Here is a 13,012-nt window from a genome sequence, read left to right on the forward strand (position 1 = left end):
TATGCAAACCTCTACAGATCAGGCGCGTCACATCCTGAAAGCAACATTCGGCTATGATGACTTCAGACATCATCAGGCGGACATTATCGATGCGCTGATAAACGGGCAGGATGTACTGACATTGATGCCGACCGGTGGCGGCAAGTCTATCTGTTACCAGATTCCTGCGCTGATCCGCAGCGGCACGGCCATTGTAATATCGCCGCTGATTGCACTGATGCAGGATCAGGTGGACGCACTCAAACAGCTCGGTGTCAGCGCCGCCTTTCTCAACTCCACCCTCAATGCCGGTGAGCAGCGCGAGGTTGAGGATAAGCTGCGCAGCGGTCAGCTGGATCTGCTCTATATGGCGCCGGAGCGCCTGCTGAACCATCAGATGTTAAACATGCTCGATCGCTGCAAGATCTCCCTGTTTGCCATTGATGAGGCGCACTGCGTATCCCAATGGGGGCACGATTTCCGCAAGGAGTATCAGCAGCTCTCGATGCTGCATGAGCGCTACCCCGAGGTGCCGCGCATTGCCCTCACCGCCACCGCCGACGCACGCACCCGCGGCGAGATTATCCATCAGCTGGCACTGCATCAGGCCGGGATATTCGTAAACAGCTTTGATCGCCCCAATATCCATTATGCCATCAGCGAGGCCGGTAACGGGCGCGATGCGCTGTGGCATTTTCTGAGTGATAACCATGCCAATGATGCCGGCATCGTCTACTGTCTGAGCCGCAAAAATGTCGAGGCCACGGCGGAGTGGCTGAATGAAAAGGGGCGTACGGCGCTCCCCTACCACGCCGGCCTGGCTCAGGAGGTGCGTAGCCGCCATCAGCAGCGCTTCCTGCGCGAAGACGGCCTGATTATTGTCGCCACCATCGCCTTCGGCATGGGCATCGACAAGCCGGATGTGCGTTTTGTCGCACATATGAACCTGCCGAAAAATATCGAATCCTATTATCAGGAGACCGGCCGTGCCGGGCGCGACGGCCTCCCCTCCGATGCATGGATGAGCTACGGCCTGCAGGACGTGATCAACCTGCGTCTGTTCATCGAGAAGAGCGATGCCGATGAGCAGTTCAAGCGCGTGATGCTGCAGAAAACCGATGCCATGCTGGGCCTGTGTGAGCTGACAGGGTGCAGGCGACAGGCGTTGCTGGCCTATTTCGATGAAACACTGGCAGAACCATGCGGCAACTGTGACAACTGTTTGAGTCCGCCGGAAACATGGGATGCCACCATCGCCGCTCAGAAAGTACTCTCCTGCGTCTACCGCACAGGCGAGCGCTTCGGCGCGCAATATGTCATTGATGTGCTGACCGGCAAAAGCAGTGAGCGCATCAAACACAACGATCACGACAAGCTCTCCACCTTTGCCATTGGCGGTGAGCACAGCGGTGCGGAGTGGCGAGGCATCTTCCGTCAACTGATAGCGCACGGCTATCTGGTGGCCGATGCAGAAGGATACGGGGTGCTCAAGCTGACGCAAAAAGCGTGGCCGCTGCTCAAGCGCGACTGCGCGGAGAGTGTCCGCCTGCGTCGTTTAAGCAAACCCGCATCAACTCGAACGAAGAAAACAAAGTTCACCGCCGCATCAAACCTCACGGGCGAGGAACAAACGCTGTTCGAAGCGCTGCGCGCCCTGAGAGCACGCCTGGCCAAAGAGCAGAACGTGCCGCCATACGTTATTTTTCCAGATAAAACACTGAGCCAAATGGCCAGCGCCCAACCGCAAACACCGAGCCAGTTGCTGGACATCTCCGGCGTTGGTGAAGCGAAACTGGCCCGCTACGGCGAAACATTCCTGAACGAAATCCGCAACTCAGCCTGACTCTGCGCTCCGGTAACTGAGGCTCACACGACTAAAGGATGGCCCCTCATTTTTTCTACGCAAAAAGGATAGCGCTCCCCCTTCCCTTGCTTACGAGCCTCTCCTGTGAATGCGTTTTCTTAACGCCCCTTTCTCTTCCCGTTTCGGAATAGACACCCCGGCCCGCTTCCGCAAATCGCTTATGTCAGTTTTTTCGACCGACTGAATTTGATATGCAGGACAACGGAGGTGCCTGCCATCGTCATGGCCACAGCATTACTGTGACCCTGCGGGCATGATACTTGCTTGTAATATTGTTCTTTTCACTACACCATTGTTCTCTGATATTGCAAAAGGGATGAATATGCACCGAATGATACTGTTACTTACCGCTCTGCTGCTGCCCTCTGCGGCACTTGCATCTGCGGATGCCGTCCCCTCGACTGTGGACTTCACAACAACCTGGTTTGGCATATCAGCGCTGATTCTGTTTGTCTTTGCCTATGCTCTGGTGATTGGTGAAGAGGCGCTGAACCTGCGCAAGTCAAAGCCGGTCATGGTAGCCGCTGGCATCATCTGGGTGCTGGTTGCTCTCGCCTTTAATGCTCACGGTGATGTAACCAGTGCTCATTCGCTGGTTCAGCACAATATTCTGGAATATGCCGAACTATTGCTGTTCCTGCTTTCCGCCATGACCTATGTAAATACGATGGAAGAGCGCAATGTATTTGCTGCACTCAGGGGCTACCTGGTCTCAAAGGGACTCTCGCTGAAGGCGATTTTCTGGCTGACAGGCATGCTGGCCTTCCTGATCTCTCCGATTGCCGACAATCTGACTACGGCACTGGTGATGGCTGCCGTTGTCATGGCCGTTGCCAGAGACAATACGAAATTCGTGACGCTTGGCTGTATCAACATTGTCGTTGCCGCCAATGCGGGCGGCGCGTTCAGTCCGTTTGGTGATATTACCACGCTGATGGTCTGGCAAAACGGCGCTGTTCAGTTTCAGGAATTTTTTGCGCTGTTTCTGCCATCACTGGTCAACTGGCTTGTACCTGCAGCCATCATGGTGATGTTCCTGCCTGACGCCATACCGGCCAGCGTCAGTGAAAAGGTGTTTGTGAAACGAGGCGGCTTCATCATTATAGTCATGTTCCTGGCCACCATTGTTCTGGCGGTTCTGTTTCACAGCCTGCTCCATCTGCCGTCAATGCTCGGCATGATGACCGGCCTCGGCTTTTTAAAGCTGTATGGCTACAAACTGAAGAGAGCCAGCATCGCCGAATACGATGACTCTTTTTCAGGAAAAACCCAGTTGGACGGATCACCCGCGGCCGCACCATTTGACATCTACCACCAATTGCAACGTTCCGAATGGGATACGCTGATGTTTTTCTATGGCGTCATTCTCTGCGTGGGCGGGCTCGGTGCACTGGGTTACCTGAATCTCACCTCGCACCTGATGTATGATCAACTCGGCGCGAGCTGGGCGAATATCCTGGTCGGCATCATGTCAGCCATCGTTGACAATATTCCGGTCATGTTTGCGGTGCTGAGTATGTCGCCGGATATGAGCGTGAACCAGTGGCTGCTGGTAACGCTGACAGCGGGTGTCGGCGGCTCTCTGCTCTCCATCGGCTCTGCTGCCGGTGTTGCCCTGATGGGGCAGGCGCGCGGCACCTATACCTTCTTTGAGCACCTGAAATGGAGCTGGGCCGTACTGCTCGGTTATATCTCCTCTATCGCAACCCATTACTGGCTGACCGGGATGGAATTTTAAGGCGCCCATTGGTAAATGGCCTCTGCCGCCGCCAGGCAGGGCTTCCTTAACAAACCCGCCCGAGTGTATGATCTGCCGTACTACTGATCAGCTTTGCACAGGGGATTACAGATGCCATTAGGCAATCCACAGAAACTCATCGGCCGCGCACTCTACATCGGACAACGACTGGACCTTAAGGCCCTGGAGCAGGCCCGACAGGTGGAAACCAGCCCGCTGATTGTCAGCGCAGGCAGCCACGGAGCAGCGGTGCTGTTCCGTTACGGCGTAGTCGTGCTATTCGGCATGAGCGCTATTGAGGAGATGTCCTTTCTCAAAGCCATGGAGCACTGCGTCACCGCCCCCTTTGAACATTACGAAGCTGAAGAGATCACCCTCTGCCTGACTTCCAGCATGCAGGAACATGCTGGCAATGACTGTATAACACTGGACGAATTCAACCTGCCTCGCCTGCAGATTGTGGCCAGCGTGCTGGCCAAGAGCGTGATCATGGCGCACTACGAGGCGGAGGTATCCAAGAGCTTCGACCGCATCGAGCCATTGGCTCACGATCTGCAGCATGGTGGCAGGTTTATGCACAAGGGACGCGAGCTGCTGGCCCATATCGGCGATGTACTGATGATTCAGGGACGCATGGTCGGACGCGTGGAGATCAGTGAAAAGCCTGAGCTGTTGTGGGATGAGCCCCAGTACGAACGGCTCTATCTGCGCATGGCCGAGGAGTATGAGCTGGCGGAGCGGCACAGGGCGCTGGAACGGAAGCTTGATCTGGTCTCCAAAACCGCCGAGACACTACTGGACCTGTTACAGAACAGACGCTCCCACCGCGTCGAATGGTATATCGTCATCCTGATTGTTGTAGAGATTATGCTCACCGTTTACGAACTGTGGGTACGCCATATGCTAACATAGGCTGGTTGCCCGCCTGATGCAGGTTGCCTGCGGACGAGTCTTGATCCAGCATCTTTCGGGGTGAATAAAATGGCATCTGTAACCACATCGGATTTGAGTGCCTTTGCTGTGGATTACCGGCAGGCACGTGCGGCATTTTTAACTGCGGCAAAGCAGGCCGGCGCACACATCACCACCCATGATCACCCGCTGACAGGGCCGGAAGGTGAGGCGCTGGCGACGGATCTGGCATGGCTGGGAGATTCCGACGCCGAAACGGTGCTGGTACTGCTCTCAGCCACCCACGGCGTCGAAGGCTTTTGCGGCTCGGCCGCCCAGATCGATTTTCTCTCTCATCATCTGTTGCCGGATAACGTCGCGGTATTGCTCGTGCATGCGATCAATCCGCACGGCTTTGCCTGGCTCAGGCGCGTCACTGAAGAGGGTGTCGACCTCAATCGCAACTACATCGATTTCTCTCACCTGTTGCCGGTCAATGAAGGTTACGATGAACTGGCAGATGCCATTGTACCTGCCTCGCTCGGTACAGCGACCATACAGCAATGCGATCTGCGCCTGTCGACCTGGCGTGAAGCCCATGGCAAGCAGGCCTATGAGAGGGCACTCTCCGGCGGCCAGTATGACTATCCGCACGGCCTCTTTTACGGCGGCACCAAGCCCTGCTGGTCACGCATCACCAGTGAACGGATTATTGCCGACTTCCGGTTGAGCCGGCGCAAGCGCGTGGCACTGCTCGATTTTCATACCGGCATCGGCCCGTTCGGATATGGCGAGCCGATCTGCGATCATCCACCCGCTTCAACCGGTGTACGCCTGGCCAGAAACTGGTATGGCGATTCAGTCACGGAGCCGGCGCTCGGCACCTCAGTCTCGGTCGCCAAGCACGGTTTATCGGACTACGGCTGGATGCATCTTATCGGCGAACCGCTGGTATTTATCGCTCTGGAATTCGGCACGTTCCCGTTCGAGCAGATGATGCAGGCACTGCGCGCCGATCACTGGCTGCATGCACAGCCCGACGTGGAGTGGCATGCCCCCCGCACCCGCGACATCAAGCAGGCCATTCGCAACCACTTCTACCCTGCCACACAAAAGTGGCAACGGATGGTGCTGGCGCGCAGTCGCGAATGTATAGAGCAGGCCCTTGCCGGGCTTGCCTGTAAATAATCACCCCGTGCGTATGGCCTCGATGCGGCGGATAAACTCGTTGATAATGGTGTCATAAAGCTCGCCCTTGAGTACTTTATCCTCAACACCGTGATCCAGGTTGGGGTTATCATTGATCTCGATAACGAATACGCCCCGCTCATTCTGCTTCAGATCAACGCCGTATAGCCCGTTACCGATCAGGGCGGCAGCCTTGAGTGCAAGATCAACCACCTCGGCCGGCGCATCCTCGACGCGCATCGTGGTGAAGCCGCCGGCAATCGTCGAGCCGTCCGCCTTATGATTGACGATCTGCCAGTGGCCGCGCGACTGTTTATACTGGCAGGCAAAGATGGGCTTGCCGGCCAGGATACCAATGCGCCAGTCATACGAGGTGTACATAAACTCCTGGGCCAGAATGATGCGCGAGCGCGCGAACAGCGCTTTGGCCGCCTCCATCACCTTGCCGCGGTTGTCAGCTTTGAACATACCGCGTGAAAAAGAGCCGTCCGGTATTTTCAGGATCATCGGATAGCCCAGCTGCTCTTCAAGTTGGCGCACAACCTGCTCATCAAAGCGCAGTCGATTGAGCGGGATGGTTTTGGGGGTCGGCAGATCTTTCGCCGACAAGCGCTCCCACATATAGACCTTGTTGGTACAGCGGATGATCGACTTCGGGTCATCCATGACCGGCATCCCTTCTGCCTCGGCCTTGCGGGCAAAACGGAATGTGTGATTATCAATGGCCGTGGTTTCGCGCAACAGCAATGCATCGAATTCGGTCAAACGGCTGAAATCCTTTTTCTGAATCAGTTCAACATCCACACGCAGGCCCTTGCCCGCCCGGATAAAGCGTTCCAGTGCCTCCATATCCGATGGCGGCAGCTGCTCGTTCGGGTTATAGAGGATGGCCAGATCATAAATCGCCGGCTTGCGACCGCCACTGCGTTTGCGTCGCGGTACCCGCGCATAACTGCGCAGACTGGCCTCGAAAAAATCGCCCAGAGTGGCCGTAACCTGATGCAAGCCCATAGGCCTGATCGAGCGGATCATCCGCCCCCTCTTCCCATGCCCCACGCTTAATTTCAACAGTGGGTACCGGAAGAGATCGAACACTTCGGCAGCCAGCCTGCGAAAGCGCGGATCATCGCAGTGACCGAAAAAGATATACAGCTCGAATGACCCCTCCGGCGGCACGGCCAGACGTCTGATGATCTGCTCGAGCACGCGCTCCAGATCGGGCAGGGAGAAGGCATAGAGACTGCGGCGAGACAGGTCGACAATATCGGCGACAGTCGGCATCGGAATGTCATTGCGGGCCTCCGCCAACAACGAGCAGTAGTAGCCTCCACTCAGATATGTGTAGTGACGGCACAGGTTAATAATGCGCATCGGTCGCTTTTGCACGACTGACTGGCGGGTCAGGTAGTCATTGGCAGAAATGAGCTCCAGGCCTTCGATATCCCATTTCCAGTCTTTCAGGCGATCGACCACTACAGTATGACGGACTGACATTATGGCTCTCCTTTCGACAGCAGCAGTGTGGCATATTGACGGCGGGAGCCGTAGAAGCGCATGCGCTCAAATTCCTTGTGAGCAACCGGGATACCGAAGCATGTCGTTTCGGACTGCCCCTCCGCCGTATCCACATAGGGCTCGTGAATATAGATAAATCGCCTGTCGAAACCGCTGACTACCACCCAATGTGGTGACTTGTCGCCGGTAAGCCGGTAAGCGCTGATCAGCACCACCGGGATTGCGCCGCGCCGGAACTGCTGCTCCATCTCCGGCAGGGAGAGATGACGCTCATGCATCGGCACGCCGAGGCGGTGGATCTCCTGCAGAAAATCTTCCTGCACAATGCGAATTACCTCGCGCTTCTCTTCATTACGTACCGAATCAATAAACATGACCGCATCACAGGGAGCAAACAGTTCGGCGTGCAGGCCGCGATGAAATGCCGACAACGCCAGACCATAAGGGCTACAACCGCCATGACCGGAGGTCATAAAGATACTGGTAGCCTCACGCCATATTCTCAGCTCCAGACGTCGGGAAAGCTCCAACTGCGGATGCAGCGACTTCATGGCCATCATCAGGCTGGCCGGGCCGCAGGTAAACTCGAGCGTCTGGCCATAATAGGGCACAGGACTCAGATCCGGCGCCAGATTGGGCGCCAGCGGTTTTTCCATACGCAGCGCCGCCGCATGATCTTCATAATAGTCCGGAAACACATCAAAATCGCGATAGCCCAATCGATGATAGAGATCAATTGCGCCAGCATTATTGATGTGCACTTCCAGACGCATCGACACCACGCCGTGCTCCAGCGCATCCTGCTCGCATGCAGCAATCAGCGCGGCACCTGTGCCCTTGCCCCGGCCTTCGGGAGCCACAGCCAGCGAATAGAGTCGCGCCATAGAAGTATTCTGATGGAACAGCACCAGCACATAACCCTGCAGCTCGGCTTGCATATCAAATACAAATAGCGAGGCATGGCCTCGTGTCAGCAGATGACGAAAGCTGCGGGCGGAGAGACGATCGGTCGCAAAACAGCGTTGTTCAAGCGATACCAGCGCCGGAATATCGGCCAGCGTGGCAGCCCGGATCATGGCAGGAGATCGCTTATACATTGCATTGCCAGCAGGCTGAAACTGCGCAGCTCAGCCGTCAATCAGCAGTCGATGAGCCCCGGTATTGCGACCGGGCGCAGATGTAAGAATATGTGTGAAGTAATGATCTTCTTTCGGGCGGGATGTCCGATTAACAGAGGGCTGCTTCCCGCTCCTGTGTACTGCTGATCGACGGCTCCGCCTCATCGTGCTGATCTTCGAAAGCAGAGATCCCCATCAGGAATGCCAGATCGGACATTGGAATGTGTGCGTTACGCTCACTAATCCACTTCATCAGCTCAAAGCGCTCTGTCTTGGTCTCCAGTGTTGTCATTGTCTGCTCCTTAGCGACGGCTATCCGTCGCATCAGGCAACCTATATCCAAATGCGTCAGTCACATGTCAGCTCAATGACATCTCTGTGACAGACTCTCTTCTCAGGTGCGGCCGAGAGGGTCAAACAGGGTGTTGCAGTGGCCGATCAGCGTCGATTCCAACGCTTCCCGCGACACATCCAGCCCCAACTTCTGCATGGAGGTCACCGGCTGATCCTGCATGCCGCAGGGCACAATGCCGGAAAAGTGCTTCAGATTCGGCCTGTGATTCAGGGCGATACCATGAAAGCTGATCCACTTGCGGCAGCGCACGCCAGCGGCAGCGATCTTCAGGCCGTTCACCCATACGCCGATGCCGCGCGCATCCCGCTCCGCCTGCACGCCGAAATCCGCCAGCGTGCGGATCACCATCTCCTCCAGCCGCCAGACATGCCTGTGCAGGTCCGGCTCACGCCTTAAATCAGCAATAACATAACAGAGCAGCTGGCCCGGGCCATGATAGGTCACCTCACCGCCGCGACCGGTGGGATGCACGGCAATCTGATCCCCGTCCACATGCCGCATCAATATATCAGTTTCGCTGCCTGAGGTGCCGATGGTATAGACCGGCGGATGCTCGGTCAGAATCAGGCTCGGCGGCACAGCTCCGGAGAGCACGGCAGCAACCAGTTGCTCCTGTTCGGCCACCGATTCCGGATACTCCTGTTGCTGATGACGAATCACATGCATCGCCACACTCTATGCGGATCGTCTGGCCTGTGCATCCATACCGACCACAGCCTTCTGCAAAAAGCAGCTCAGGGCTGGAATAACGGTCTGTTTAGAACAATATCGTGACATATATAAAAGCAAGGCAGGCAGCCTGTATGTCGCCAGAGAGAACGGAAGAACCAACTACCGTTTCTGCTCCTGACGGCGGCCATATTCTGCCCAGCCCGCATGCATGGCCACATGCGTGTGCAGATAACCACATTAACGCACTCGCACAAGGGGTAAAACCTGCATGACAGCGGGGTTTGCCAGTCGCCGTGCATTGCCGCATCATCCCGGCCGAATCCTGTTTTACCGGAGTTGTGCATGTCCATGAGAGTATTCACCCTGCTGATGTTACTCATCAGCATCCCGGTAGCGGCCACTGCTACCGAACTGCAGGAAGCTACATTTAAGAACGGCGTCAAATTGATTGTAGAGGAAGACCACTCGGCACCTGTGGCGATGGTGCAGGTCTGGCTGAAGGTCGGCGGACGCGATGAAGTGCCCGGCAAGACAGGGCTGGCGCATGTGTTCGAACATATGATGTTCAAGGGCTCGAAAAAGCTGGCGGCGGGCGAATATTCCAAACGTATCGCCGCCATGGGCGGTAATGATAATGCCTTCACCACCACCGATTATACCGCCTACTTTGAAACCGTACCCGCAGCCCGGGTCAATGAAGTGCTGGGTATGGAATCCGAGCGTTTCGCCAACCTGGCGCTGCGCGACAAGGACTTTCAGAAAGAGATTCGCGTTATTATGGAAGAGCGGCGCATGCGCACCGACGATGATCCGAACAGCCATATGTTCGAAGAGCTCTCGGCCGTATCCCTGCGCCTGCACCCTTATCGCAACCCGGTCATCGGCTGGATGCAGGATTTAAAGAAGCTGACCATCCAGGATGTGCGCGCTTTTTATAAAAAACACTATGTGCCCGGCAACGCCACCGTCGTCGTCGTAGGCGATGTCGATTTTGATCAGGTCAAAAAAACCGTAGCCGCAACATTCGGTCGCATCAAGGCCCGTCCGGTCGGCACCCGCTTTAATCCGGTAGAGCCTGAACCGTACGGCCCCAAACGCATTGTGGTAAAACTGCCCGCACAGCTGCCTATGCTGGCGGTCACCATTCCGGTACCGGTCTGGCAGCCGGGCAAGAATGACAAGAGCGTGGCGGCTCTGGCTGTTGCCACCCAGATTCTGTCAGGCGGGCGCAGTGCACGGCTGCAGCGTGAACTGGTTGACGAACAGCGCCGGGCCTTCTCGGCCGGAGCCGGCTATGACCCGTTCGGCATGGGGCTGGATTTGTGGTATGTCTACGGCATGCTCGGTCCGAAACAGACCACCGCCGCCTTTGAGAAATCGCTCTGGGCTCTGCTCGGCGATATGGCAACGCACCCTGTTGCCGCAGCTCCGCTTGCCGCAGCCAAACGCAATATGATTGCCTCAGAGGTATTCGCCCAGGATTCACTCTACCTGCGGGCCAAGGAGATCGGACGCATGGAGGTTTCCGGTATCGGAGCCGAGCATCGTGACGACTGGCTCAAGGCGATCAGCAATGTCACTGCGGCTGATGTGCAGGCCGCGGTAGCACGCTGGCTGAAACGGGATCGCTCCACCACGGGCATTCTGGTTCCGGAGGTGAAATCATGAAGCGCTATCTGATCCTGCCACTGTTACTCATACTCTCTTTCGTCCGTACTGCCGATGCCGTCCCACCCATTCAGGAGGCGCGCATGGACAACGGGCTGCGCGTGCTGCTGATGGAGGCGCACAACGTACCGATGGTTTCAATGCAGCTCTCTGTTGTGGCCGGTAGCCGCTTCGATGCACCGGGCAAGGCCGGCACGGCTTCCCTGCTGGCAGATATGCTGGGCGATCACACAGCCCGCCACAATCATCGGGCATGGGCCGATCTGCTTGATGCCGATGCCATCCATCTCGGCGCCGGTGCCGACCGTGATGGCTTGAGCCTCTCCCTGACCACGCTAAAAGAGGCTCTGAAGCCGGGGCTCGATGCCTTCGCCGAAGCACTGCTTATGCCCGGCTGGGATAAAAAACGATTCACTATCATACAGCAGGATTCCATCGCCGCAGCCCGCAAGGATCTTGAAGATCCGGGCGCACAGGCAGCCACGGCTGCGGCAACCCTGCTCTTCGGCAATCACCCCTACGGTCATCGCACCGGCGGCACCGCCACCTCACTGGCCGCCATCAGCATCCCCGACCTGAAAACCCTGTACCGGCAACAGATCAAGCCGGAAGGCGCCGTGCTGGCAGTCAGTGGCGACATCACCATGGCCGAGCTACTACCGCTGCTCAAAGCCCGACTGTCCGGCTGGCGTGGTAAGCCCGAGCACAGCCTGATGGATATTGCCACAGCACCTCCGGTGGCGGGAAAAAGTGTTGATGTGCAACTGCCGACCAGCCAGACACTGGTGCAATTGCTGCGTCAGGGTCCTGCCCGAAGCGATGCGCACTTTTTCCCCGACTTTGTGCTCAATCATATTCTCGGCGGTGGCGGTTTTGCCTCACGCCTGATGGAAGAGGTGCGTGAAAAGCGCGGGTTGGTCTACGGCGTCTACTCCTACTTTATCCCGCTGGCGGCACCGGGTCCGTTTATTATCAGCCTGCAGACAAAAGGCGATCAGGCGGCGCAGGCCGAAGCAGTGGTACGCAAGGTCATGCAGGAGATGGCTTCAGGCGGTATCACCAAAGCACAACTACAGGCCAGCAAAGACAACCTCAGCGGCAGCTTCGCCCAGCGTATGGATTCCAATCGTGAGCGCGTAGGGCTGATTTCAATGATCGGCCTCTATAATCTACCGCTGGATTATCTGGCCACATGGACCGCGCATGTAAATGCAGTCACGCTGGCTCAGGTCAAGGCACAGGCGGCACTTTATCTGAAACCGGCTGAATGGAACCGGGTTCGGGTCGGCGCCAATCTGGACGGCGCTACAGGCAAAAGTTCCGCGCACAGCAAATGAGAATCACGGCCGGAGAGCTGCGCGGGCGGGGGCTGAGCGTACCCGATCTGCCCGGCTTGCGGCCCACGCCGGCCAAGGTGCGTCAGGCGCTGTTCAATATTCTGGCTGATGTGGACGGTATGCGTGTTCTTGATCTGTTCGCCGGCTCCGGCGTCATGGCACTGGAGTCACTCTCCCGCGGCGCGGCCTCGGTGATCTCCATCGAGCAGCAGCGGCGTGCTACCCGCAACATGGAGCTGATCTGCGCCGAATGGCGCCTGAGCGATGCGTGGCAGATTTATACGAACGACGTGGAGCGGGCGCTAACGCAGCTCTCCGGTCAGCATTTTGACCTGATCTTTGCCGACCCGCCCTATAAACAGGGCTTCTGTGAACAACTGCCGCAGTGGCTGGATCAGAAAAAGATCGGCTGTGATCGGTTGGTCATTGAAGAGTCGGCCCGCGTCGAACCGCAATGGCCTGCCGGCTGGCTCTGCGAGCAGTCCCGCCGCTACGGCGACACCACCCTGCACTTCCTCTCCCGCTCAGAAGTATAAATACGGCGATCCCACTGACTCTGTTCGGCCCATCCTGTTAGTCCGGGCCACAATCGGACATTCAGCTGTTCTTCAATCCAAACCAGCGCAAGTATCATCACAAATCCCTGCTATTTCTCCGCCAACGAACCAGGCTCCTGTTGCCACCAGA

The 13,012-nt window shown here is 57.0% G+C and carries 11 protein-coding genes; 7 read left to right on the top strand and 4 right to left on the bottom strand.

Annotated features, from left to right (window positions below):
* Position 1 precedes the first annotated feature (1 nt).
* The 4 genes from recQ (at position 2) to SPV1_RS05210 (ending at position 5,660) form a co-directional block, all read left to right on the top strand.
* A complete protein-coding gene (gene recQ / locus SPV1_RS05195) occupies positions 2-1,822 on the top strand; it encodes a DNA helicase RecQ (protein ID WP_009850076.1) in 1,821 nt (606 codons plus the stop codon).
* 352 nt (positions 1,823-2,174) lie between these two features.
* Positions 2,175-3,581, top strand: a complete 1,407-nt coding sequence (nhaD, locus tag SPV1_RS05200; protein WP_018294971.1) for a sodium:proton antiporter NhaD — start codon at positions 2,175-2,177, stop codon at positions 3,579-3,581.
* Positions 3,582-3,692: 111 nt separating this feature from the next.
* Complete coding sequence (locus SPV1_RS05205; protein WP_009850078.1) at positions 3,693-4,493, top strand: RMD1 family protein; 801 nt, start codon at positions 3,693-3,695, stop codon at positions 4,491-4,493.
* A gap of 69 nt (positions 4,494-4,562) precedes the next feature.
* Positions 4,563-5,660 (top strand): M14 family metallopeptidase, encoded by a 1,098-nt coding sequence (locus SPV1_RS05210; RefSeq protein ID WP_009850079.1) that lies wholly within the window; start codon positions 4,563-4,565, stop codon positions 5,658-5,660.
* Here the strand turns inward: SPV1_RS05210 and SPV1_RS05215 are convergent, their stop codons facing one another.
* The 4 genes from SPV1_RS05215 to lipB all read right to left on the bottom strand — a co-directional run bounded on the left by SPV1_RS05215 (position 5,661) and on the right by lipB (position 9,314).
* Positions 5,661-7,154 (bottom strand): RimK family protein, encoded by a 1,494-nt coding sequence (locus SPV1_RS05215; protein WP_009850080.1) that lies wholly within the window; start codon positions 7,152-7,154, stop codon positions 5,661-5,663.
* On the bottom strand, positions 7,154-8,251 hold the full coding sequence (locus tag SPV1_RS05220; RefSeq protein WP_009850081.1) for a GNAT family N-acetyltransferase/peptidase C39 family protein: 1,098 nt from the start codon (positions 8,249-8,251) through the stop codon (positions 7,154-7,156). The genes SPV1_RS05215 and SPV1_RS05220 overlap by 1 nt, the downstream gene beginning before the upstream one ends.
* Before the next feature lie 151 nt (positions 8,252-8,402).
* Positions 8,403-8,585 carry a hypothetical protein gene (locus SPV1_RS05225; protein ID WP_009850082.1) on the bottom strand — a complete coding sequence of 61 codons (183 nt, stop codon included), beginning with the start codon at positions 8,583-8,585 and terminating at the stop codon, positions 8,403-8,405.
* A 102-nt stretch (positions 8,586-8,687) separates the two neighbouring features.
* On the bottom strand, positions 8,688-9,314 hold the full coding sequence (gene lipB, locus SPV1_RS05230) for a lipoyl(octanoyl) transferase LipB (protein ID WP_009850083.1): 627 nt from the start codon (positions 9,312-9,314) through the stop codon (positions 8,688-8,690).
* Positions 9,315-9,662: 348 nt separating this feature from the next.
* Between lipB and SPV1_RS05235 the strand changes: the two genes are divergently transcribed.
* Genes SPV1_RS05235 through rsmD form a run of 3 tightly spaced genes read left to right on the top strand, consistent with a single transcriptional unit; the run spans position 9,663 to position 12,861 of the window.
* The gene (locus SPV1_RS05235; protein ID WP_009850084.1) at positions 9,663-10,988 is read left to right on the top strand and encodes a M16 family metallopeptidase; all 1,326 of its coding nucleotides are present in this window, start codon (positions 9,663-9,665) and stop codon (positions 10,986-10,988) included.
* A complete protein-coding gene (locus SPV1_RS05240; protein WP_009850085.1) occupies positions 10,985-12,325 on the top strand; it encodes a M16 family metallopeptidase in 1,341 nt (446 codons plus the stop codon). Before SPV1_RS05235 ends, SPV1_RS05240 begins: the two co-directional genes overlap by 4 nt.
* A complete protein-coding gene (gene rsmD, locus SPV1_RS05245) occupies positions 12,322-12,861 on the top strand; it encodes a 16S rRNA (guanine(966)-N(2))-methyltransferase RsmD (RefSeq protein ID WP_009850086.1) in 540 nt (179 codons plus the stop codon). The genes SPV1_RS05240 and rsmD overlap by 4 nt, the downstream gene beginning before the upstream one ends.
* Positions 12,862-13,012: the final 151 nt, after the last annotated feature.

Origin of the sequence: Mariprofundus ferrooxydans PV-1 (genome assembly GCF_000153765.1) — a bacterium.
Lineage (GTDB): Bacteria > Pseudomonadota > Zetaproteobacteria > Mariprofundales > Mariprofundaceae > Mariprofundus > Mariprofundus ferrooxydans.